General features: G+C 37.4%; 22 protein-coding genes and 1 tRNA gene. 8 read left to right on the top strand and 15 right to left on the bottom strand.

Going from position 1 to position 24822, the window contains the following annotated elements:
* Window positions 1-14: 14 nt before the first annotated feature.
* The 10 genes from ABC371_RS17785 to gndA form a co-directional block, all read right to left on the bottom strand.
* Window positions 15-542: a hypothetical protein gene (locus tag ABC371_RS17785; RefSeq protein ID WP_412898015.1), complete on the bottom strand. Its 528-nt coding sequence runs from the start codon at window positions 540-542 to the stop codon at window positions 15-17.
* Window positions 532-915: a hypothetical protein gene (locus ABC371_RS17780; RefSeq protein ID WP_412898014.1), complete on the bottom strand. Its 384-nt coding sequence runs from the start codon at window positions 913-915 to the stop codon at window positions 532-534. The genes ABC371_RS17785 and ABC371_RS17780 overlap by 11 nt, the downstream gene beginning before the upstream one ends.
* Window positions 916-1170: 255 nt before the next feature.
* Window positions 1171-2148, bottom strand: a complete 978-nt coding sequence (locus tag ABC371_RS17775; protein ID WP_412899385.1) for a ring-cleaving dioxygenase — start codon at window positions 2146-2148, stop codon at window positions 1171-1173.
* 188 nt (window positions 2149-2336) lie between these two features.
* Window positions 2337-3248 (bottom strand): nickel pincer cofactor biosynthesis protein LarC, encoded by a 912-nt coding sequence (larC, locus tag ABC371_RS17770; RefSeq protein WP_412898013.1) that lies wholly within the window; start codon window positions 3246-3248, stop codon window positions 2337-2339.
* Window positions 3249-4004 (bottom strand): nickel pincer cofactor biosynthesis protein LarB, encoded by a 756-nt coding sequence (gene larB, locus ABC371_RS17765; RefSeq protein WP_412898012.1) that lies wholly within the window; start codon window positions 4002-4004, stop codon window positions 3249-3251.
* Between the two features lie 74 nt (window positions 4005-4078).
* Window positions 4079-5551: a gluconokinase gene (locus ABC371_RS17760; protein WP_412898011.1), complete on the bottom strand. Its 1473-nt coding sequence runs from the start codon at window positions 5549-5551 to the stop codon at window positions 4079-4081.
* A gap of 115 nt (window positions 5552-5666) precedes the next feature.
* Window positions 5667-6467, bottom strand: coding sequence for an ATP-dependent sacrificial sulfur transferase LarE (larE, locus tag ABC371_RS17755; protein WP_412898010.1), 801 nt, complete (start codon window positions 6465-6467; stop codon window positions 5667-5669).
* A 79-nt stretch (window positions 6468-6546) separates the two neighbouring features.
* Complete coding sequence (locus ABC371_RS17750) at window positions 6547-7317, bottom strand: SDR family oxidoreductase (protein ID WP_412898009.1); 771 nt, start codon at window positions 7315-7317, stop codon at window positions 6547-6549.
* 85 nt (window positions 7318-7402) lie between these two features.
* Entirely contained in the window at window positions 7403-8671 is a 1269-nt protein-coding gene (locus ABC371_RS17745; RefSeq protein WP_412898008.1) for a nickel pincer cofactor-dependent isomerase, group 22, read from the bottom strand.
* Between the two features lie 183 nt (window positions 8672-8854).
* The gene (gene gndA, locus ABC371_RS17740; RefSeq protein ID WP_412898007.1) at window positions 8855-10267 is read right to left on the bottom strand and encodes an NADP-dependent phosphogluconate dehydrogenase; all 1413 of its coding nucleotides are present in this window, start codon (window positions 10265-10267) and stop codon (window positions 8855-8857) included.
* A 347-nt stretch (window positions 10268-10614) separates the two neighbouring features.
* Between gndA and ilvD the strand changes: the two genes are divergently transcribed.
* Window positions 10615-12294 (top strand): dihydroxy-acid dehydratase, encoded by a 1680-nt coding sequence (gene ilvD / locus ABC371_RS17735; RefSeq protein WP_412898006.1) that lies wholly within the window; start codon window positions 10615-10617, stop codon window positions 12292-12294.
* A 137-nt stretch (window positions 12295-12431) separates the two neighbouring features.
* Entirely contained in the window at window positions 12432-12974 is a 543-nt protein-coding gene (locus ABC371_RS17730; protein ID WP_412898005.1) for a transcription repressor NadR, read from the top strand.
* 254 nt (window positions 12975-13228) lie between these two features.
* On the opposite strand, the gene htpG is transcribed toward ABC371_RS17730, so the two are convergent.
* The 4 genes from htpG to selB all read right to left on the bottom strand — a co-directional run bounded on the left by htpG (window position 13229) and on the right by selB (window position 18368).
* Window positions 13229-15109 (bottom strand): molecular chaperone HtpG, encoded by a 1881-nt coding sequence (gene htpG, locus ABC371_RS17725; RefSeq protein ID WP_412898004.1) that lies wholly within the window; start codon window positions 15107-15109, stop codon window positions 13229-13231.
* 114 nt (window positions 15110-15223) lie between these two features.
* The gene (locus tag ABC371_RS17720) at window positions 15224-16147 is read right to left on the bottom strand and encodes a CBASS cGAMP-activated phospholipase (protein WP_412898003.1); all 924 of its coding nucleotides are present in this window, start codon (window positions 16145-16147) and stop codon (window positions 15224-15226) included.
* A 97-nt stretch (window positions 16148-16244) separates the two neighbouring features.
* Window positions 16245-16472, bottom strand: a complete 228-nt coding sequence (locus ABC371_RS17715; RefSeq protein ID WP_412899384.1) for a SelT/SelW/SelH family (seleno)protein — start codon at window positions 16470-16472, stop codon at window positions 16245-16247.
* 12 nt (window positions 16473-16484) lie between these two features.
* Complete coding sequence (gene selB, locus ABC371_RS17710; protein ID WP_412898002.1) at window positions 16485-18368, bottom strand: selenocysteine-specific translation elongation factor; 1884 nt, start codon at window positions 18366-18368, stop codon at window positions 16485-16487.
* A gap of 130 nt (window positions 18369-18498) precedes the next feature.
* Between selB and ABC371_RS17705 the strand changes: the two genes are divergently transcribed.
* Window positions 18499-18595: transfer RNA gene (locus ABC371_RS17705), tRNA-Sec, on the top strand.
* Between the two features lie 77 nt (window positions 18596-18672).
* Here ABC371_RS17705 and ABC371_RS17700 read toward each other — a convergent pair.
* Window positions 18673-19698 (bottom strand): PTS sugar transporter subunit IIC, encoded by a 1026-nt coding sequence (locus ABC371_RS17700; protein WP_412898001.1) that lies wholly within the window; start codon window positions 19696-19698, stop codon window positions 18673-18675.
* A gap of 367 nt (window positions 19699-20065) precedes the next feature.
* Here ABC371_RS17700 and selD point away from each other — a divergent pair, with 367 nt between their 5' ends.
* The 5 genes from selD (at window position 20066) to ABC371_RS17675 (ending at window position 24792) form a co-directional block, all read left to right on the top strand.
* Entirely contained in the window at window positions 20066-21118 is a 1053-nt protein-coding gene (gene selD / locus ABC371_RS17695) for a selenide, water dikinase SelD (protein ID WP_412898000.1), read from the top strand.
* Between the two features lie 71 nt (window positions 21119-21189).
* A complete protein-coding gene (phnD, locus tag ABC371_RS17690) occupies window positions 21190-22086 on the top strand; it encodes a phosphate/phosphite/phosphonate ABC transporter substrate-binding protein (protein WP_412897999.1) in 897 nt (298 codons plus the stop codon).
* Between the two features lie 11 nt (window positions 22087-22097).
* Complete coding sequence (gene phnE, locus ABC371_RS17685; protein ID WP_412897998.1) at window positions 22098-22853, top strand: phosphonate ABC transporter, permease protein PhnE; 756 nt, start codon at window positions 22098-22100, stop codon at window positions 22851-22853.
* A 14-nt stretch (window positions 22854-22867) separates the two neighbouring features.
* A complete protein-coding gene (gene phnC, locus ABC371_RS17680; protein ID WP_412897997.1) occupies window positions 22868-23605 on the top strand; it encodes a phosphonate ABC transporter ATP-binding protein in 738 nt (245 codons plus the stop codon).
* Window positions 23606-23691: 86 nt separating this feature from the next.
* Window positions 23692-24792, top strand: coding sequence for an AI-2E family transporter (locus tag ABC371_RS17675; protein ID WP_412897996.1), 1101 nt, complete (start codon window positions 23692-23694; stop codon window positions 24790-24792).
* The last annotated feature ends 30 nt before the right edge of the window (window positions 24793-24822 follow it).

Here is a 24822-nt window from a genome sequence, read left to right as displayed (position 1 = left end):
TCTTTTCTGTAGGTTTATTTTTTCTTAAAAATTGTTGAAATGATTTCGTCTGTTGTCATATTGCTGTTAATTTCAAATGTGCCAAGCTTTAAATATTTAGCTACACCTTTTTTCTCAACTAGGTTAGCAAAATCCCAAGCATCTCCACTAATGATTTGAGCTGAAATAAGCGCTTTTCCGACTTCATAGCTTGTCATACCTTCAGAGACAGTAATCACAGTTTTTTTGACCTCTGGTTCTGCAGGTTCTTCTTTAGGCTGTTCTTTAGGTTCTTCTTTTACCTCTTCTTTTACTTCCTCTTTAGGTTGTTCTTGGGCTTTTTCAACTGGATTCTTCGCTTCAGCAATTGCTTGATTCCATTCTTCTTCTGTATGGACAACATAACCTTCTTCAGTTAGAAGGCTTTTAAGCTCTTCAACTGTTGGTTTTTCTCCTGCCTTTGTAGTTGTTGCTTGTGTTGGTCCGAAAAAGTAAACAACCGCGCAAACCACTGCAGCAAGTAAAAGTCCAGAAGCGAAGCTAGTTAATGTTTTAGCGGTCATTTGCTACTTTTCTCCCTTCTGTTTGTTTCATAAAAGGAGATAGTAAACCTTGGACCTCGATTTCACTTAACTCTTTCTCAGTCGCAATGCTTTTTACGGAATAGCCTCTTTTATATAAATCAAGCGCATCACGAAGTAACTCACGTTGTTCCTTATTAGTTGTGTCAATCCCTGCCTGGTTTGCAAGAATTTCATTGTCTAATTCAAGGTTTCTCATTTGCTGTTGTAGCTTATTTATTTCTTCCATAAAACTTACTGAATATAATTCAAGCTCTCGCTGTTCGGCCTTTTTAGCTTTTTTCGTAAGTGTATAGGATAAAATAAGCAATACCGCAGCTACCCCAAATAATATGACTAACGCCCATTCCATCATTGGACATCATCCTTTCCAAGCTTTATATCTTACAACAGATAATTATACAATGAAATAAGACAAATTTCGATTGAATTCGATAAAATACTTCCATGGTCATTCATGATGGAAAAAATTAACGCGGAAAAAGCGTGGTTTTACGCCTTTTGGCCTATGTACAATAGGCAATTGGTAAATGTTTGATTTTACAAGCAACCAATTATTTTACACCTAAAAAAAATGCCCCATTTAAATATGGGACATCCTTAAATCAGATTATTCTTTTACAAATTCCTTTGTACTTCTAACGGTATCAATAGGTCGGACATAGCTCTCAATAGCTTCACGTTTTGACTCCAAGAATGGTGGTAAAGATAATTTTTCACCAAGTGTTTCGTATGGTTCATCTCCCATAAATCCTGGACCATCTGTAGCAAACTCAAATAGAATTCCAGGTGCCACTCTTGAATAAAGGGAACCGAAGAAGAATCGGTCAACAAAGCCAGACGTTTGGAAGCCGAATCCGCGTAAATGTTTGTCCCACTCATTAAGAACAGATTTATCCTCTACTCGAAAAGCAGCGTGGTGAACTGTTCCGAATCCTTGTTGTGATGGTGGAAGAACCGTGTTGTTTTCAACGACAACTCGCGCTCCATTTCCTCCCTCACCTACTTCAAATAAGTGCATTGAGCCTTCTGCTGCAATTTCTTTAAAGTGTAACACTTTTTCGAGCATTTCCTTAAAGAAGTCAAAATGCGCAGTTCGTACAAATAATGGACCTAAACCAGTGATGGCATATTCTAATGGGATGGGCCCTTTTTGCCATGGAGTTCCTGATGGAACACCTTTGTTATTTTCGTCAGAAACTAATTGATATTGTTGATCATCAAAATCAACGAATGATAATGTTTTTACCCCGAATTGCTCTTTTGCACCAAAGTGTTTAACATTGAGTCGATCAAAACGTTTTACCCAATAATCGATCGCAGCATCAGTTGGAACGCGGAAAGATGTTTTTGAGATCTCATTTGTCCCATGAATTCCTTTCGGGATTCCTGGAAAATCAAAGAAGGTCATATCTGTACCTGGACTACCCGTATCGTCTGCGAAAAACAAGTGATATGTTTGAATATCATCTTGGTTTACTGTTTTCTTTACGAGTCGCATACCTAGTACATAGGTGAAAAATTCATAGTTTTTTTCTGCACTGCTAGTGATCGCAGTGACATGGTGTATACCTTTTAATCCGTTCATCATTTATGCCTCCAATATAGTTACATGTATTTTAGTTTTTCCAAGCGATGTTAAATTACTATTTACAAAATATCTTAAAGTAATATATCTTTAATTCAAGATAATTATACTGCGTAATAATACTTGTGTCAATCAAGGGATAATAAAAAATGAAAAGTCCCCACTCCTTGGTGAGGACAAAAAATCATTTATTCTCCAATAATGACTCGAAGAACATTTGGGCGATCTTTAAACGTTTTTGTGCCAGCTCCGTAGCCTATTGCTGCTACCTTCATGGAAGGAAAACTGCAAAATTCATCTGTAAGTACGGATATAATTCCGGCTCCAGTTGGTGTAGTGAGTTCAAAACGGATATCACTTTGTTCAATTGGTACCCCTTTTAAAATTTCAAGGGTAGCAGGTGCAGGAACAGGATAAATTCCATGATCAATATGGATTTTTCCTGTTCCAACTGGTACAGATGACGATTTAACCGAGTTGATTTCTAATTGTTGTAGTAAAATAGCAGTTCCTACAATATCAATTATTGAATCAACCGCACCAACTTCATGAAAATGCACTTTTTCTAATGGAAGCCCATGGATTAGGCCTTCTGCTTCCCCAATTTTCTTGAAAATCTTTAGTGATACTTCCTTTACTTCAGGAGCCAATTCAGATTCCTCAATCATCTTCACAATATCTTTATACGCGCGATGTGAATGATGGTGATGATGGTCATGCTCATGGCTGTGATGATCGTGTCCATGACCGTGGTGATGCTCATGGCTATGTTCATGTGTATGTATATGTTCGTGTTCGTGGTAGTGAGTATGTTCATGATGGTGGTCATGAACATGATGATGTTGGTCCACATGGTCATCGTGGTCGTGATCATGATGATGTGTGTGCAATTTGATTTCATTTTTTAAAATGACATCAAATTTCGTTGATGTGATTCCGTTTTTCACGACCTTTTTCCATGTTAATTCGTATTCATCCTCAAAATGAAGTTTCTTTAATTCCTCAACAAGTTTTTGTGGGTCTCCACCTGCGTCAAGTAAAGCGCCAATTACCATATCCCCACTAATCCCTGAAAAACAATCAAAATACAGTGTTTTCATTTAATCTAGTTCTCCTTTTTGTGCAAGTTGATCAATTAAGACCGCATTATAAGCACCGCCGAAACCGTTGTCGATGTTCACTACACTGATTCCAGACGCACAGGAATTAAGCATCGTTAGCAAGGCTGATAAACCTTGAAAATTGGCCCCATATCCAATACTTGTTGGGACTGCAATAATTGGATGGGAAACAAGACCGCCAACCACACTTGGTAAAGCACCCTCCATACCTGCGACAACTACTGAAACATTTGCATTTCGGATTTCTTCAATATTATCAAATAAACGATGGATGCCAGCCACCCCGACGTCGTAGAAGCGACGAATGTTACTACCTAATACTTCTGCTGTAATAGCTGCTTCTTCAGCAACACGTAAGTCTGAGGTACCCGCACATACTATCGCTATATAGCCGTTCCTTTGTTTATTATCTCGTGTAACATCTTTCCAATATAGAACTTGAGCTGTTTCATTGTACACAAATTCAGAGTTTGATTGTAAAATAAAGTCAGCCTTTTCCTTTGAAATTCGTGTAACAAGAACATTGTCTCCGCGTTCCTTTATTACATTTATGATCGATAGAATTTGTTCCTTCGTCTTCCCCTCACCAAAAACAATTTCTGGGAAACCTTGTCTATTTTTTCGATGATGATCGATTTTGGCAAATCCTAAATTTTCGTAGGTTGCTAATTGTTTTTTTGCATCCTCAATAGTTAATGTTCCTTGTTTTACTTGCTTTAAAATTTCCTCTACCATGGTTCACACACCTTAATCGACTTTAGAATCGATGGATAGCTACAGCGTCAGCAACAAACTGACGCTGAATTTTTTTAAAAATGTTTGATAATATCTTTTCCAATTGCTTCGTATTTTGCGTATATTGCTTTGTATTTCTCATGGTTTTCTTTATTCGGTATAACGGGCTCTCCCATTGGGATATTATTCTTGATCTCTTCAAAGGAATTCACTTTACCGATGCCTACTAATGCTGTCCAAGCTGCCCCCCATGCTGCACTATGATGGGTCTCTGGGACATAAACTTCTTTACCAAACACATCAGCAAGCATTTGAAGCCACAATGGTGAACGCGCCAATCCACCGTTCACATAAAGCTTTTCAGTTTCTCCGGCTTGTTTTTCTAACGCTTGCCCGATTTGGTATAGATTAAAAGTAATTCCCTCTAATACGGCACGAACAAAGTGCTCCGTTTTATGGGTAACAGACATTCCAAAGAAGTTACCACGAGCTTGTTGGTTCCATAATGGAGCGCGTTCCCCATTTATATATGGATGGAAAAATAAGCCTTCAGCACCAGGTCCAACTTTTTTAGCTTCGGCAGTAAAATGATCAAAGCTTTCCTGGTAATTAAGTAGCTCTTTTAACCATTGGAGGGCTATACCCCCATTGTTTGTAGGACCGCCAACAATAAAATGTTCATCAGTAAAAGCATAACAAAAAGTTTCATGCTTTGTATTTGATTGGAATCCTTTCGTAAATTGGCGGATGGCTCCACTTGTGCCAGCTGTTACAGCCACTTCACCTGGAGAAATCGCTCCAATTCCTAAGTTAGCAAACTGACCATCCGCTGCTCCGATGATAAATGGCATTTCACTTGAGATGCCCATTTCATCTGCAATTGTTGGATTAATGTCGGTTAATTGATAAGTTGGTGGGACAATTTTTGAAAGCATGTCCTCTGTGATTCCCGCTTTATTAAGCACTTTAGGATCCCATTGAAATGTTTTTCCGTTAAACATTCCTGTAGCAGATGCCATTGAATAATCAATTACCCGTTGATTAAACCATTTTAAAAGTAAATATTCTTTAATTGATAAGAAATAGCTTGATTGGGTATAAGGAATATAGTCAATTTCCTTCATCCAAATGAGCTTTGCTAATGGTGACATTGGATGAATTGGCATACCAGTTCTAGAAAAAATTTCAAGTCCATCTGATTCCATAAGTTCATTTGCTTGTTTGGTGCTTCTACCGTCAGCCCAAATTAGTGCTTGAGAAAGAGCTTCGCCATTATCCGCCATACATATGATAGAATGCATAGCAGCTGAAATCCCTAAGCTTATGATATCTTCTTTATTTACTTGCGCTTGTTGAATGGCCATATTGATTGCTTTTACAGCGGATCGCTCAATTTCATCAGGGTCTTGCTCAACCCATCCTTGCTTCGGGTAGTAAGAGGTAACTAGATCCTCTGCTTCTGCAACTACCTTACCATTTAAGGTAAAGATTACTGCTTTTGCACTAGTTGTCCCAAGATCGAGACCAATGACATATTCGTGTGACATACCTACATCTTCCTTTGCACGTTCTATCGTTAATACTTAGTAGTTTGTGACTTTATGTTACCATATTATTCTTGACAAAGAAAAAGCTTTGGAAAGATTCCAAAGCATTCTCTACTTAAGAAAGTACTTTATTCATACTTCCACTCTTGTAACCTACTAAATCAAGTGTTATATATTTATAGCCGATTGCATTTAATTCCTTTGTTATGGCTTCATGGTTCTCTAAGACGATTTTCATATCGTTAGGTTCAACTTCTATCCTTGCAATGTCTTGATGGTTACGAACACGAACCTGACGAATTTGAAGAGATTTTAAGAATTCTTCTGCTCGTTCAACCTTTGTTAATTTTTCAATCGTGATTTTTTCACCATAAGCAATCCGTGATGAAAGACATGCAAATGATGGTTTGTTCCAAGTTGGCAAATCGAATTCACGGGATAATTCCCTAATTTCATCTTTAAACAAATTTGCCTCTTGCAATGGTCCACGAATTCCTTTTTCCTTTGCAGCCTTCATGCCTGGACGGAATTCATTCATATCATCAGCGATGACTCCATACACAACATTGTGATACCCTTCACGTTCCATAACTGGAATGAGATGATCAAATAGACTGCTCTTACAGAAATAACAACGATTTCGATCGTTTTCTGTATAGCCAGGAATGGATAACTCGGAAGTTTCAATCACACGATGGTTAGCCCCAATTTTTTTTGCAAGGACTTGAGCTTCTTTTAGCTCAGTTGAAGGATATGTTTCTGAATCAGCCGTTACTGCTAAAACATTGTCCTTTCCAAGTGTGTCGACAGCAACTTTGAGTAAAAAGGTACTGTCAACACCACCGGAAAAAGCTACGACAACTGATTCCATCTCGCGGAGAATTGACACAAGCTTTTGATACTTTTCCTCAATCATTGTCTTCTCCCCTTCTCTCCCGGTTGTAATTGTTCTCTTTCTATTTATATCATTTAAATTTCGTAACAGAAGTATTTTATTAGATGGTCATGCTTCCAAATCCGCCATCAACGCGAATGAAAGTACCAGTTACGAAGCTAGAAGCATTTTCTGAAGCTAAGAATACAGCTGCTCCTTTTAGTTCATCAGGGTTACCGAAACGATTCATTGGAGTGTGACCCATAATAGATGCTACACGCTCTTCGCTCAAGATTTTACGGTTTTGTTCAGCTGGGAAGAATCCTGGAATAATTGCATTTACACGAATTCCATTTGGTGCGAATTCTCTTGCCAAGAACTGAGTCATGCTATTTACACCAGCTTTTGATACTGAGTATGTAAATACTTTAGATAGTGGTGTAGTTGACGACACAGAAGAAATATTGATAATGCTTCCTTTGCGTCCTTTGTCAATCATTTTCTTCGCGAAAATTTGAGTTGCAACTACATAACCTTTAAGGTTTACATCCATGATTTTGTCATACTCATCCATTTCAAGCTCGAAGAAAGGAGTTGGGCTATTCATACCTGGTGCGTTAAGAAGGATGTCAATTCCGCCAGACCATGCTTCGATTTCTTTTGCAGCATTTTCAAGTGATTCACGAGAAAGAACGTCCGCTGTAAAAGCTTTTGCTACTCCACCCTCTGCTTCGATTTCTTTTACAACTGCTTCTGTTTTTTCAAGGTTTCGTCCAACGATAGCAACTTTTGCGCCATGTTCAGCGAATCCTTTACAGATAGAAGAGCCTAGAACACTATTTCCGCCAATAGCAACAGCTGTTTTTCCAGTTAAGTCAAATAATTTAGTCATGTCTATTCCCCACTTTTTTATGAAATTAGGTCTTATTTAGTTAAAATAATGATCCAGTGGGGGTTTGACCCCCTAACTGAATGAATTAAAATAGGTTTCCGTTTTCATCGAAGTCGAATTCGTAAAGGTCTGATGCCTGTTCAATATTTGGATGTTGCTTAATGTAATCTAATAAGGCTTCCGAAACTTCGATTTCACTTACATGTAATGTATCTTTGATACGTACCATTTTTACCTTTGTGAAATCTAGGATATTACAAGTTTTAATGGCTGCTTGGATTGCTTCTTTATCATTTGGAAGTGTTGTTGCAATTTTCGTTGGAGCAACCACTGTTGAAGTCAATCCATTTGCATATGTGAATTCAAGGTCCATTTTGTCAACTAATCGTTGTGTTGTAAAATCTGCAGTTCCAACACCATTCGCATTACCTTCTGTTTCTGGAGTTAGATTTAACACAACCATTTTGTTCACATCTGGACCACCATGTGCATATGGCGTTGGATAACGGCCCGTAATATTCGGATCCATTCCGTCCCCACTTATATTTTTACCTATTTGATCAATGACAAGAACGTCGATTTGGTCAAAGAATAGCTTTGGAAGTAACTGTTTTGCTTGCGCTTGAAGTTCAGGTTCTTTCTCAATGATTTCATTCGTAAGCATGACTTCAATTCTTGCTACTCTGTCAAACGCGTTTTCTACAGTTGCAACACCAAATAGAAATGGTGTCTTTTCCATAATCATTTGAGCCATTGCAGGAACATTTTCTGCCATATATTTAAAGCCTAATTGATGGCAAGCTTCAGCACCTTTTTGCTTTCCAAGACCAATGCTAATCATTTTTTGAATACCACTTTCAACAGAACCTCGGAAAGCTGTATGTGGTTTTACACGATTAATAACAACAATTCCGTCAGCTTGAGAAGCATATTTATCAATGTAAACAGGTAATCCATTTGGAAGTTCGCCTAGTTTTATAACTTCCATTGAAGAACGTATTTCGCAGCCAACACTTTCTTCTGTTACACCAAGATGCTTCAAAACATCACGTTGTCCTTCACCAGTTGCACCACCATGGCTACCCATGCTAGGTACGATAAAAGGTTTGCCGCCCATGTCTTTAATAAATTGAACAGTTGTTTTCGTAATATCAACTAAAGCGTCGATTCCACGACTTCCTACTGCAATTGCAATTTCCGCGCCTGGTTTAATGGTTTGTTTCACATCTTCTCGATGTAATTTGTTTGTTAGTTCTTCTACAATATTTTCAATTTTTGAATCATCAAAATGCTGTTTGACTTTGAGCATTTTTGGAACTGGAATATCCTTTAATAATTCTTGGAGTATACCCATGATTAGACTCCTTCCTTTTGAAACTAACATCTAAAAATAGTTTACGCATTTATTAAAGCGCTGTCTCTTTTTTTGCACTAAAAAATGAAGCCCTAACGATGTAGGTGAAATCCCTTACATCTGAATATGAGGCTTTTTACAAACAAAAGCCGGGGTTTCAATGTTGAAACCCCAACAATGTTATTATTCCATCCAATTTGTATGGAAGATTCCTTCTTTGTCAACGCGTTGGTATGTGTGAGCACCGAAGTAATCACGTTGTGCTTGAAGAAGGTTTGCAGGTAATGTTTCAGTACGGTAGCTATCATAGTATGCAATCGCACTAGAGAAACATGGAACAGGAATTCCTTTTTCTACAGCTACTGAAATAACTTTACGTAATGATGCTTGGTAACCTTCTGCAATTTCTTTAAAATAAGGATCTAATAATAGATTTGCTAATTGACCGTCACGATCATATGCATCTTTGATTTTTTGTAGGAATTGAGCACGAATGATACATCCGCCACGGAAAATCATTGCAATCTCGCCATAGTTTAAATTCCAATCATATTCTTCAGATGCTACACGCATTTGTGCGAAACCTTGAGCATAAGAAATGATTTTGCTTAAGTATAGAGCTTTACGTACTGCTTCAATAAGTTCTTGCTTGTCTCCATCAAATCCGTTTGCAGATGGTCCAGAAAGAACTTGGCTTGCTTTCACACGCTCATCCTTCATTGCTGAAATAAAACGAGCAAAAACAGATTCAGTAATAATTGGTAGTGGAACACCTAAATCAAGAGCGTTTTGACTAGTCCATTTACCAGTTCCTTTTTGGCCTGCAGTATCAAGGATTACATCAACAAGTGGTTTACCTGTCTCTTCGTCTTTTTTCTTGAAAATATCTGCAGTGATTTCAATTAAGTAACTATCTAGTTCGCCTTTGTTCCATTCAGCAAATACTTCATGTAGTTCGTCTGTGCTTAAACCTAGAACATTTTTAAGGATGAAGTATGCTTCACAGATTAATTGCATATCGCCATATTCGATACCATTGTGAACCATTTTCACGTAATGACCAGCACCATTTGGTCCAATATATGTACAACATGGATCACCAGATACTTTTGCAGAGATTGCTGTTAAGATTGGTTCAACAAGCTCGTAAGCTTCTTTTTGTCCACCAGGCATGATTGAAGGACCTTTTAAAGCTCCCTCTTCACCACCAGAAACGCCTGTTCCGATGAAGTGGATGCCAGTAGATTCTAATTCTTTGTTACGGCGAATTGTATCTTGGAAGAATGTATTACCACCATCAATTAGAATATCATTTTCTTCAAGATATGGCTTTAAAGATTCAATTGTTGCATCAGTTGCTGGTCCAGCTTTAACCATTAATAAGATTTTGCGTGGTTTTTCTAGGGAATTCACAAATTCCTCAATTGTTTTTGCACCAACAAAGTTTTTGCCAACTGCTTCATTTTGAAGGAACTCTTCTGTTTTTTCGTATGAACGGTTAAAAACAGCAACAGAATATCCTCTGCTCTCTATATTTAACGCTAAGTTTTTACCCATTACTGCTAAACCAACTACACCTATTTGTTGCTTAGACATTTACAATCAAACCTTTCTACTTATGTATTAAAGATAGAAAACAAATCATAATGTTATTTTGTGTATCTTTTAAAGCGATTATAACATTTAATTTTAAAAGATGATGGCTTCATCAAATAATTAATTTGTTTCCTAAACTAACTATTTATATTATAGAAGAATATACTGTTTTAATCAATGCGTCAACTGTTGAAATTTGTAGAATCTATAAGATTTTAATCTATATTTTTTAAAATTCTCATAAAAACTATAAAATTTATTAATTGATTATCTTAAAAATAGTGTTACAATGAGTAATAATTTAAATTTTTAGATTTTGTTCACTTAAAGATTTGGAGGTAGTATTTATGTCAGATTTACGTAGTAATATGATTAAATCAGGAATTGATCGGGCTCCACATAGAAGTTTGCTTCGTGCAGCTGGAGTTAAAGATGAAGATTTTAACAAACCTTTTATAGCAGTTGTCAATTCGTATATTGATATTGTTCCAGGTCATGTTCATTTACAAGAGTTTGGAAAAATTGTAAAGGATGCCATTCGTGAGGCAGGTGGTGTTCCATTTGAAATGAACACAATTGGTGTTGATGATGGAATTGCAATGGGTCATATCGGAATGAGATATTCCCTACCAAGCCGTGAAATAATTGCTGACTCAGTTGAAACAGTTGTTTCTGCACACTGGTTTGATGGAATGGTTTGTATTCCAAACTGTGACAAAATTACACCAGGAATGATGATGGCTGCCATGCGTCTAAACATCCCTACTATCTTTGTTAGTGGTGGGCCGATGAAAGCTGGTCGTGATGCAGCTGGAAACCCGCTTAACCTCAATTCAGTATTTGAAGGTGTGGGTGCATATCAATCTGGTAAAATTGATGAAGCTAGATTATCAGAAATCGAACAATTTGCTTGTCCTACATGTGGTTCTTGTTCTGGTATGTTTACAGCAAACTCCATGAACTGTTTAGCAGAAGGACTTGGTCTTGCTCTACCAGGTAACGGTACAATCCTGGCTGTATCTGAAGAAAGAAAAGAATTTGTTAAAAAATCAGCGAAACAGTTAATGTATTTAATAGAAAAAGATATTAAGCCACGTGATATCGTAACTGTTGATACAATTGATAATGCATTTGCATTAGACATGGCCATGGGTGGTTCTACGAACACAGTGCTTCACACTCTTGCGTTAGCAAATGAAGCGGAAATTGAGTATTCATTAGAACGAATTAATGATATCGCAGCTCGTGTTCCACACTTAGCGAAAATCGCCCCTGCCTCCGATCATCATATTGAAGATGTTCATAATGCGGGTGGCGTTAGTGCAATCATTAATGAATTACTCAAAAAGCCAGGTGCAATTAATGGAGATTGTTTGACTGTTACAGGTAAAACCTTACGAGAAAATGTAGAAGGCTGTGAAATTACCGATCACAATGTCATTCGTCCACTTGAAAATCCTCATTCTGAAACAGGAGGATTGGCAATCCTATTTGGTAACCTTGCTCCTGAGGGTGCTGTCGTTAAGGTTGGTGCGGTTGATCCAGAGGTTGGTGGATACCATAGAGGCCCAGCAGTTTGCTATGATTCTCAAGAAGATGCACTATCTGCTATCATCGTTGGTAAAGTTAAAGAAGGCGACGTTGTTGTCATTCGCTATGAAGGACCTAAAGGTGGTCCAGGAATGCCAGAAATGCTTGCACCAACATCTCAAATCGTTGGTAGAGGCCTTGGTGCCAAGGTTGGCTTAATTACAGATGGAAGATTTTCAGGTGCTTCTAGAGGTATCTCAATCGGGCACATCTCACCAGAAGCTGCTGAAGGCGGACCAATCGCTTTCGTTCAAGATGGCGATATAATTGAGCTTGATTTAAATAATCGTTCGATCACTTTAGAAATTTCAGACGAAGAATTCGATAGACGTAAAGCTGAATGGAAAGGCTTTGAACCTAAAGTTAAAAAAGGATACCTAGCTCGCTATTCCAAACTTGTAACAAATGCAAGTACTGGTGGAGTTATGAAAATCTAATCGTATGATCTATTAAAACAGCCTTATTCAATTGAATGAGGCTGTTTTTTATGGTTCTAAGAATTGTATCCGAATGTACTTGCTGATAAAATAAATGGTAAGCGAAAGCTCTTACAGTTTTAATTGGAGTGAAAAAAATGAGTACAGATAAAAAACTATTAGGGGAAAAACGAAGAGATTCGATTATCAAATGGTTAAAGGAAAGCCCTACTCCCATCATTGGTGAGGAACTTTCAAAACGAGCAAATGTGAGCCGCCAGGTAATCGTTCAGGATATCTCGTTATTGAAGGCGAAAAATGAACCCATTGTTGCGACTAGTCAGGGGTATATATATTTACAGGAACATCCAAAACAAGATATCATTTCAAGAATTATTGCAGTGAAACATACATCTGAGCAAACTGCGGATGAGCTTAATATATTGGTCGATCATGGCGTGACTGTTAAGGATGTGATTGTCGAGCATCCTGTATATGGGGAAATTATAGGTTCATTAATGATTAAGAATCGGTTCGAAGTGAAACGGTTTATTGAAAAATTATCTGAAACCAATGCCTCCCTCCTCTCCTTGTTGACGAATGGAGTACACTTACATACGATTGAAGCAGATTCTGTTGAAAAACTTGATGCAGCGTGTGAAGCATTACATGTGGCGAATATTCTATTTAGTGATCAATAAAATTAGAAAAGCAACAGCCTCGCGAAGACTGTTGCTTTTCTATATTTTGTAGGTCGAAAATGGCTGGTAATTAGGCTAATCGTACCTTTAGTGTGCAAACTTTCCCAAGTGATGGTATGTAGTCCTAATAATCGTACCATCGAGCCTTGAACGAAGCCAAAGCGATGGTATGAAAACGGCGTAATCGTACCCTCACCCATTGAAAAAATCCTGAGTGATGGTACGAAACCAATCTACCCTACTTCCCTCAATAATCAAACCATAATCTTACAAATGTCATTTGTAAATTCAACCGGATCTTGAATTGGTAGACCTTCGATAAGAAGTGCTTGGTTGTACAATAAGTGAGTGTACAAATCAAGCTTTGTCTTGTCATGTTCAAACGCAGTTTTTAACGATTGGAACACCTCATGATGTACGTTAATCTCTAATACTTTATCAGCCTTAATATTCTGGTTGTCAGGCATTGCGTTCAAAATTTTCTCCATTTCGATCGAGATCTCTCCATCGGTAGATAGACAAACTGGATGGGTTTTTAGACGTTTAGAGATTCTCACATCGGTTACTTTTCCAGCTAATGCATTTTTCATGTACTCAAAAAGCTCTTTATTTTCGTTTTGTTCTTCTTCCGTTGCTTTGTCGGTTTCATTTGGCTCGAAGCCTAGATCACTGCTTGATACAGATTTGAATTCTTTTTCCTTGTACTTCATGAGCATTTTAATGGCAAACTCATCTATATCCTCAGTGAAATATAGGATTTCATATCCCTTATCCGCTACTAATTCAGTTTGTGGTAGTTTATCGATACGTTCTACAGAATCACCAGTTGCATAATAAATGTATTTTTGATCCTCTGGCATTCTTGAAACATATTCATCTAAGGTAACAAGCTTTTTCTCTTTGGAAGAATAGAAAAGCAACAAATCCTGGAGGGTATCTTTATTGCTTCCATAATCACTATATACCCCAAACTTTAACTGACGACCAAAGCTATCATAGAACTTTTCGTACTTTTCTCGTTCATTCTTTAACAGGCTCTGTAATTCACTCTTGATTTTCTTATTGATATTTTTCGCAATAAGCTTTAATTGACGGTCTTGCTGTAGCATTTCACGTGAAATATTAAGAGATAAATCTTCAGAGTCTACTAACCCTTTTACAAAACTAAAATAATCTGGAAGCAGGTCTGCACATTTGTTCATAATTAGAACACCGTTTGAGTATAGCTCTAGCCCTTTTTCATACTCCTTTGAGTAATAATCAAATGGAATACTTTCAGGAATATATAAAATAGCATTATAGCGAATTGTCCCATCAACACTTATATGAATATGTTTTAATGGTTTATCAAATCCATAATGCTTTTCATTATAGAATTTTTCATAGTCTTCATCAGTTAGTTCACTTTTGTTCTTTCTCCAAATTGGAACCATGCTGTTGATGACTTGTTCTTCTGTCACCTGCTCGTATTCAGATTCATTACCTTCTTTAAGTTTACTTGTTGTAATATCCATTTTAATAGGATAGCGGATGAAATCAGAATACTTTTTAATAATTGATTTCAAACGGTATTCTTCTAAAAACTCCTCATAGGATTCATCTTCTGTATTTTCTTTAATTTTTAAAATAATGTCAGTTCCAACGGTATCCTTCTCAACTGTTTCAATGGTATAACCATCAGCACCTTTGGATTCCCATTTGTATGCTTCTTCACTGCCAAGTGCTTTACTAATAACGGTTACTACATCAGCAACCATAAAAGCGGCATAAAATCCTACACCAAATTGTCCGATGATATCATATCCATCTTTGATTTCTGTTTCCTTTTTAAATGCTAAAGAACCACTTTTTGCGATTGTTCCAAGGTTGGTTTCAAGCTCTTCCTTTGTCATACCGATACCAGTATCAGAAATGGTAAGTGTTCTGTTTTCTTTATCGGCCAAAACTTTGATGTAATAGTTGTCCTTATCAAATTGTAATCTGTCATCCGTTAACGCCTTATAATAGATCTTGTCAATAGCATCGCTGGCGTTTGAGATTAACTCACGTAAAAATACTTCACGTTGCGAATAAATAGAGTTGATCATCATTTCTAATAATCTTTTAGATTCTGCTTTAAACTGCTTTTTCGCCATGATAGTTCCCCTTTCCAAAAAAATATATTATTCTTATTTTAGTCAGATTAGCACTCTTGATTTCGGAGTGCTAACACCCATTTTTTTAATATCATAAATTTATTTCTGTGTCAATCAAGTCGATATATCTTTGCTCAAAAATGCTGCGATTTCTTCCTGATGCTTTTGATAGGATCTCTCCCCTAATTCAATCAAAAAATCAACAAATTCCGGAGCGTCAAACGGAACCTCTCGACCGAGATTTTCATTAATCCGAAAATAGTGGTCTCCAAGCAAATGCTGACAATGATAGGTTACTGATTCCGATGATAGGTGCAGTGCAAGATCCAATAACTTTGGTGTCATTCTCATTGTAGGTAGATGAAATGGTAGCCATTTCGTTACACCCCACTCTTTTTGCGTTTCAATTGAGAAATCAATTTTTTGCAGACCAGTACCAATTGACATAATATGAATGTCGTTTAAGTTCTTTTTAAAAAAGTGCTGGGCTTCCGTTATACAAACGAGTGAAGGGTTATTAGCCCACAGTCCCCCATCTATGGCTAAATAGTGATTATCAATATTATTGGGTGGGAAAAAGACGGGCGCTGAACAAGAAGAAAGAACGACATCCCAAAGTTTTATGGAGTGATCATCCTGTTCGGCATTCCCATAATTCGATCGATGGACAAATGGATTCCCGTGTGTAATATCGACTGTTGGGATTAGCAGTGGTTTCTTAATATCAAATAAGGTTGTTTCACCAAATGTATCTTGAATATAGCGACGTAAATACCGATCGCTGTAAAAACTCTTTAGAACCCCAACTCTTGATTGTTTTGTAAAAATTTTTTCACCAAATTTGATATAGCTTTCTTGAACTTCTCCCATGTCCAGCTCAAGAATTGCAGAAGCAGCGACAATCGCACCGGTACTAGTGCCGGCAATCATATCAAACATATCTGAAATGGGTTTATTATATTCTTTTTCTATTGCACGTAAAATGGCAACCGCGTATGCACCGCGAATTCCGCCCCCATCAATACACAGGATTTTCATATTTTTCACCTATTAAAAGAGTTTTCCTATTAGTATTCCCTTTGAAGTATTGCAGTATAAGCGAAAAAAAGATGCCTCGTAAAAAGGCATCTTATTCTTATTCCATCGTTGAAATGATTTCTTCTGGTAGTGGGAATCTTCCTATTTCTTTTTTTGAAAAAACGATCTTCCCATTTACGGTTACTTCAAATACTCCACCCGATGAAGGGATGAGTTCTAAGCTTGAAATTTTCTGTCTGAAATGAGTTAAGAGTTTTTCCGCAAGACCTGCGGCTTTTGGTGCGTAGTTTCACTGCATGCAAAATTCAATAGATACCTTGTACATCATGAAAACCTCCTAATTATTAATCCATACTCGATTCCCCTCTTCTCTTTTTGTGTATTGGTGTTGATCCAATAATTCTAAGAAAGGAATGAGATATTTACGAGAAAGTGATAAAATTTCTTTTGCTTCTGCCAAACTAAAAGAAGCATCTGTTCCTGCTTTTAACTCGTTAATAGCTTTGTCAAAAGCGCTTTTGTAAATCAAGGTTTCCTCGTTAAGTGTGAGTGCTTGACTCGTTTTAAGTAAAAATACCTTTAGTTCATTCGCCTCTTGATTGGAGAGATTTCCCTGTCTTACATATTCTCCCCACTTCTTAGGTTGGATACCGTCATTTAATAGTGATGAAACAGCAGTCTCCATCGGTCCGTTTGGAAGGCTAGGTTTAAAACTTGATACAGCTAAATATTGTTCGTCTTTTTTTAGTACATTGCTTTGTATCAGATCATTTATACAGTACTCGAGTACATTTTTGTTTTGTCCAAGTACTTGAAGAAGCTCAGCTTTACTCATACCTATTCGTAATGGAAATTCTTCGTGATAATCTTTTAATTTATGTAAGATTACTTCATTAAGTCTTGAAATCGTGCCTTTTAAACTATATACATGTTGAGTAATCTCGATGTATTTTTCCGTAAGAAGAGCGTTAGAAACAATCTCTTCTACCTCATCCTCTTGCAATGAGGAAAGCTGGATGAGTTGAGATTTAGATAGTTGTTGATTCTTACGAAGTAATTCATCCAAGATTTCTGTAGGTGAGCTTTCCATTTGTTTTTTGAGCATAGTAATCGTTTCTTCACCAAAACGATATTTTCCTCCTTGTGGTTGAATAATCCATCCTCCACCAAGGGTTTCAACTGGGGTCGGTCTACGTAATATAAAGCGATCACCGCGACGAACAACGATTTCTTCTTCTAACCGAACCTGGCAAAGGATTTCTTCTGAAGATTCCTTCAACTCATTTCGGTCAAAAAAGACTATTTTTCCGTAAGACTCAGATGTTCCAACATGTAGCTTTACAGGTGAGCGCTGCTTAAGTGGGGTCGCAAGTGTCGAAACGAGCTGAAGTGAAATATCAATCGTGCTCGTCACATGGAAGTTTTCTGAATCGACAAGTACATCACCGCGTTTTATTTCATCTTTAGTCGTACCGGTAATGTTTAGAGCTACTCGTTGTCCTGCTTGTGCTTTTTCAGTCTCTTGGTTATGTACTTGGATTTGCCGAATTTTTATTTTCTTACCTGAAGGCAATAATGTCAGTGGACTGTCTTTAGTCACAACACCTTCAAAAACGGTCCCTCTCACAACAGTTCCATGTCCTTGGACGGTAAAAGCTTGATCAATCGGTAAACGGAATGAGCCATTGCTATCTCTTTGTTCGAGGTCATTGATTTCTGATTGAATGGCTTGTTTTAGCTCAGAAAGTCCTTTTCCTGATAAACTATCAACATAAAGAATCGGGGCATCTTTATAATCTGTTTCTTTAAGTAATTCCTTTATTTCTTCGGCAGCGAGTTCAAGCAATTCCTCTTCTACTCTGTCCATTTTCGAAACAACGACCATACATTTTTTAATCCCTAAAAATTTCAATATTTGGAGGTGTTCCTTTGATTGTGGCATGACACCTTCATCAGCAGCTATAACGAGTAACACCAGGTCGATCCCTGCAACTCCAGCAATCATTTGTCTAATGAAACGTTCATGTCCTGGTACATCAACAATAGATACATGAATTCCGTTTTCTAATTTAAGGGGTGCATAGCCAGGTTCAATCGAGATATGGCGTTCTTTTTCTTCTTTCAGTCGGTCAGTGTCTACACCAGTTAGTGCTTTTGTCAGCGTTGTTTTCCCGTGGTCAACATGACCAGCCATTCCGATTGTGTAATAAACATCAGCCACTTTTTCCCTCCTCACTTTTTTCGTATAATCTACCTTCTACTTTACTAGGAAGCACGAGACGAATTCAAGCATGTTGTTTATTATTTGCCATAAAATGAGCTTCCTGTATATAATGAGAGTTGTTCTATATGGGGTTGGCTGGGTGACTGGTGTCCCCCTGGGTCTTCAAAACCCTGAGGGAGGCGCGTGTCGTCTCTGGTGGGTTCGATTCCCACACAGTCCCGCCAATATTGATATTCTATATTCTTAATAATACAAAAAACTGGGTGGTATAAGGAGTCTCCTTTCCACCCAGTTTTTTGTATTATTGTAATTCCATTTTTAAGTCAGATGCTTTTGTCCATCCGATTACTTTCAAACCATGGTAGATAGCCAGAGTTATAATAATTGGAAGGATGATCCCAACAGCGATGTAAATGGATAAAACAATAGCACCCTGTTCAGCTAATATATTGATAGGTGCGATTAATGAATTAAGACCTAGACCAGCTAATTTATATGGAACTTGAAAATCAAAAATCAAAGTTGCGATTGGAGCACAAATCACCGCAGCGATAAATGGCGGAATCGCAAGCCGTGGATTTTTGACCAAGTTCGGAAATTGTACCTTAGGTGTAATTAAAGATTGTGCAATGTTAGCCCCAGCGTCGTTTTGTTTAAACGACATTGCGGTGAATCCAGCAAATTGAACTGTGCAACCGATTAAGGCAGCAGCACTGGAAACAGGATCAAGCTGTAAGGCAATCGCAATAGCCGCTGAAGATGCTGGGGACATGAGAAAAATACTCCAAACAAGAGATATAACCATAGGACCAATAATAGGAGAACCAGCAACAGATGTCGCTATTTGTGCGCTTAACCATTCAAGTAATGGAGTGGTAATGATTGATAAAAATACACCAGCGACTCCGCCTACAAATATAGCAGCAAATGGTATTGCCATCATATCAAGTTTTGTTTTTCCTGCAACACGCTTCCCTACCCAAGTAGCGACAACTGCAGCCATAACCGCACTTAAAGGTTGTCCTGTTACTAATGTAACGCCATTTTCAGTTAGTTGAACGGCGCTTGCTCCCACCGTAGAACTGGCCATTGCGCTGAATATGACAAGTGTATTCCCTCCAAGCTGGTACGCTATCCCTGCTCCAAGAGCTGGAGCTAACATAAGCTGTGCCGAAACGCCGATGATAGTAAAACCATCCCAACCAGTAAATGTTCCAAGTGACTCCATTAGGAGACCGATTCCAAGTGTTACTAAAACTGCATTTGCTAGCCCCTGTGAAGCTTTATACATACGATCAATTAAATATTTTTTCGTTGCTTGTTTCATGGTGTAATCCCCCTGATGTGATCATTTCTGAATTTTTAGTTTACCAAAAGCAAAAATCCTTTTAGTATTTAAGTTTTGGTCATGGTCATTTGAATTAATTGTTATCATAATATAGTTATTTTCAGATAGTGTCAACAATTATATCAATTCAGAATCTTTAAAAACGCTTTCATAATTAAACTTATAACATTATTTTTTTAAAATTCCTTAATTATTTATTATTTAAATATAATTTCGTTTTATTTAATAGGAGAATACGAAAAATTCATATTAATTTCTAATCCTAAGAATCTTATGCTAAAATTAGTTTTGGAATTGAGGCGCTAAAACTAGTGCCAAAATAGAAAGTATGGAAGGAGTGATGTTGATGTCTAAGAAGGAAGAAATCATTAAATTGACCTCCCTTTCAACAAAAGCTGGCTGAGGATGCAAAATCGGTCCTGAGGACCTGACGCAGGTTCTGCGTCATTTACCAAAAGCTACACCGAATCCAAACCTATTAGTTGGTCTTGATAATCCGGATGATGCAGGAGTATATAAAATCAATGATGAACTTGCACTTGTGCAAACACTTGATTTTTTCACCCCAATTGTGGACGATCCATACATGTTTGGACAGATTGCCGCTGCTAATGCTTTAAGTGATGTCTATGCAATGGGAGGAAAACCGATTACGGTTATGAATATCGTTGCCTTCCCTATTAACACATTGGATAAAAGTATCTTAGCAGACATACTAGCAGGAGCTGCTGAAAAAGTAAGAGAATCTGGAGCATCTTTAGTTGGTGGTCACTCTATCGATGACAAAGAGCCGAAATTCGGTTTATCGGTTACGGGTACCGTCCATCCTAAACGAATTCGTGCAAATGCAGGTGCCAAACCTGGTGACCGACTTATTTTAACGAAGCCGATCGGTGTTGGGATTTTAACAACAGCGATTAAAAGAGATCTGTTAGATCAAGAAGATATTGAAAAAGTAACAGGGGTTATGGCAACGTTAAATAAAAATGCAGCTGAAATAATGGATGGTTATAATGTCCATGCCTGCACGGATGTAACAGGGTTCGGTCTACTAGGGCATGCAATGGAAATGGCTGAAGGAAGCCAGGTTGGGATGACGATACACTATGAAAATGTCCCTATTCTACCTAGAACAAAAGAGCTTGCTGAACAAAAGGTAGTTCCCGGCGGAACAAAGAAAAATCATGCGTGGCTCGCCGATCGAGTTGAGTATAGTTCCAACCTAGATGAACTGGATCAACTTATTTTATGTGATGCAATTACTTCTGGAGGACTACTCGTTTCTGTTCCAGAAATTGAAGCTGAAAAATTGCTGAAACAACTACATGAAAATCATGTAGAAGCACATATCATCGGTGAAGTAACAAGCGAAAACCCTAGTGTTATTAAAGTTATTTAAGGACTCGATGTTGAGTCCTTTTTAGGTTGTTAGGAAAGAATAACCACTACAAAAAGAATAATGAGGTGTATATGTTGAATAAGAAAACGATTTATGTACTATTCCTAGTTTTTACCCTTCTTTTAACTGGGTGTGGGTCAAATGCTAATGATGAAAATAAAAATGATAAAGAAGAAGCTTTTACAATTGGAGTTATTCCGGTACAGACAGTTGGTGAAATGGAAACGGCAATGGATAAGCTTCAAACCATTTTAACGAAAGAATTAAACCGTGACGTATCTGTAGAAGTGTATCCTGATTATAACGGTGTTGTTGAGGCGATGAATTATAATAAAATCGATATGGCCTATTTTGGTCCATTAACCTATGTTGTGGCCCATGAAAAAAGTGGTGCTAAAGCGATTATTACTCAATTAATTGATGGTGAACCCTTCTATCATTCCTATATTATCACTCATAAAGATAGCCCATTGAATTCAATCGATGATTTAGTAGCAAACTCAAAGGATATTGATTTTGCCTTTGGTGATATTAATTCAACATCTGGCTCTCTCATTCCTTCGATTGAACTTAAGGACCGTGGAGTCTTCGAATCTGAGGATGTGAATCAATTTAAATCTGTCCGTTATACAGGGTCACATGATGCAACTGCTTTGGCTGTTCAAAATCAACAGGTTGGCGCGGGTGCTATTGATAGTGCGATTTATAATCAACTTGTTGACTCAGGAAAAATTGATGGCTCTTTATTTAAAACGATCTGGCAATCTGAAAAATTATTTCAATATCCATGGGCTGTCCATAAGGATACCGATGACGCGACTATTCAAAAGCTTAAAGATGCCTTTTTGGCTATTGAAGATGAAGAAATTTTAGCTGCGTTTGGAGCAAGTGGATTCACAGAAGCATCAAATGAGGATTATGAAAGTATACGCCAAGCTGCAATTAAACAAGGAATTATAAATGAATAGAGCTGATTTACATGTGGTTTAAACGAACTACTCTACTAACTGTAGTTCTATTAGTATCTGCAATATTGGTTAGCATGAGGTTAACCGAATTTGACCTTTCGAAATTTCGTGATTTTCGTAATATGATTGATTTTCTCTCACAATGGTTTCCCATGAATTATTCTGCATTGCCCCGAATGCTGAGAGATAGTGCAGAGACACTCGCGATGGGATTTTTGGGTAGTATTTTTGGTCTTATGATTGCTTTACCGATTAGCTTTCTGGCGGCTAAAAATACTTCCCCTTCTGCCTTTGTTTTCAATCTTACTCGAATTTTATTGAGTTTTATCCGATCCATTCCAGAAATTGTGTTCGGATTGATTTTATTAACGGCTTTAGGACTGGGTCCCTTCCCTGCCGTTCTAGCGATCACCTTTCATAATATAGGGGTGCTCGGCAAATTAATCTCTGAACTTATTGAATCAGCAGAATCCGGTCCACACGAAGCGATGAAAGCAGTGGGTACAAAAAATTGGGTAGCGTCTCTTTTTAGCATTCTTCCACAAATTTGGCCGAATGTCTTGTCCCAATACTTTTATCGGTTTGAGGTTGCGATTCGGACCTCCCTCATCCTTGGTTTTATTGGTGGTGGAGGAATTGGGCAGCGTCTTTTTAATGATTTTAAAAGCTTTCAGTATTCTTCGGTGTCATTGGATGTGTTCTTAATTATGTTGATTGTTATTATTGTAGATTCCTTTGGAAGCTATGTTCGGAATAAAGTGATTTAAATGGGAGACCTGAAATGATTAGATTAAAGGATGTTACTGTCTACTATCCAAATACTGAAAAGCCCGCTTTATCCTCTGTCAATCTTACCTTTAATAAGGGGGAATTTGTCTGTGTACTCGGAAAAAGTGGAGCGGGGAAATCAACGCTGATTCGGTGTATGAATGGCCTCCAACAGCCAACAAGTGGTGAAGTATTTTGGGATGGTGAGCTATTTACAAACAAAAATAAGGAACAACAACGCCTAATACGTAGGGAAATCGGAATGATTTTTCAACATTTTAACCTAATTCCCCGCTTGACGGTGTTGCAAAATGTGTTAACAGGCATGTTCGGATATCGGAATTCAGTTAAAAACTTACTTGGGATTTTTTCTAAGGAAGAAATACAAAATGCGATACGAGTATTGGAAGTTGTTGGTCTATTAGAATTTAAAAACCGTCGGATCGAATATTTAAGTGGTGGTCAAAAGCAACGAGTTGGAATCGCTCGTGCCTTACTCCAGAAGCCTCGTGTCTTTCTTGGGGATGAGCCGGTTGCTAGCTTAGATCCAGGAACAGCGCAGCGAATTTTTTCATTGCTGAAGAAATTACATAACCGGCACAATCTTTTATCCATAATGAATCTGCATGATGTAAACCTTGCTAAACAGTTTGCAACTAGACTTATTGCATTAAGAAATGGGGAAATCATTTTTGATGGTAAACCAGAGGATTTTACACAAGAATTGTTTGAGCAGACATATAATTCATGAAAATAATCCCTGTGTAGGAAGTAATTGTTTTCTTTTTCGTGAATTGTTATACTTTTTTTATAATAATAGAAAAGAAGGTACATGATTTGTCTAAAACGAAATTACAATATTGGCTCATTCAAATCCTAATCATTTTAACGATTATCTTTGTTTCAACGAAAATCACATTCTTATTTAAACCAATCGGAGTGTTTTTTTCAACAGTTTTTTTTCCTATTTTAATCACTGGGTTTCTCTACTTTTTATTAAATCCTGTCGTCAAATTTCTGCATCGTCATAAAGTGCCGAAGAGTCTTGGAATTTTAATTATTTATATTGTATTCTTTGGGCTACTTGTATTGGCCGGTATAAATTTAGTTCCTATTATTTCTAATCAATTTACAGCTCTTGGAAATGCCTTACCAGGTTATGCAAATCAAGCGATGGACTTTTTTGAAAAGTTCTCAAAGTCCTCAGAATTCAAATGGATTCAGACTGAACAACAAGAGCTTTTAAATACGATTGAAGAAAAATTAATCGCCTTTGCAAATACTATCCCACATCGAATTACAGGTGGAATTACGCAAATTATTGGAGTTGTAACCAATATTGCAATTATCCTTGTAACGGTCCCGTTTCTCTTATTTTATATGTTTAAAGATGGAGATCGTTTCCCACATGCAATTGCAAAGTTCTTTCCGACTGTTTATAGAGACGAGGCCCTAACGATTTTAAAAGAAACAGGTGAAACACTTTCAGCCTATATTCAAGGACAAGTAACGGTGGCATTAGCGGTCGGCACCTTATCCTTTATTGGGTATTTGATTATTGACTTACCGTTTGCACTTGTGATGGCATTAATTGTTGCTGTAACGAATATTATTCCGTATGTTGGGCCCTTTCTTGGTGGAGCACCGGCTGTTATAGTGGCTCTATTTGATTCCCCTACGAAGGCATTATTAGTGGTTTTGGTAATTGTAATTGCACAGCAAATTGAAGGAAATGTCCTTTCCCCTCTTATTCTTGGAAAGACACTTGATACACATCCGGCGACGATTATTATTCTTTTACTTGCAGCAGGAAATCTAGCTGGTGTGCTGGGAATGATTCTAGCAATTCCAACCTATGCCGTTATCAAAACGATTGTCATCAATATTGTTAAATTCTTAAAAGCAAAGAAAAAGGCGGAACTAACCGCAGATTTATAATTGAACACCAAGCACTTAAAAAAAATGGCT

It is taken from the genome of Bacillus jepli (assembly GCF_047238305.1).
Taxonomy (GTDB): Bacteria; Bacillota; Bacilli; order Bacillales; family Bacillaceae_L; genus Ferdinandcohnia.
This window is presented reverse-complemented; position numbering and strand designations above follow the sequence as displayed.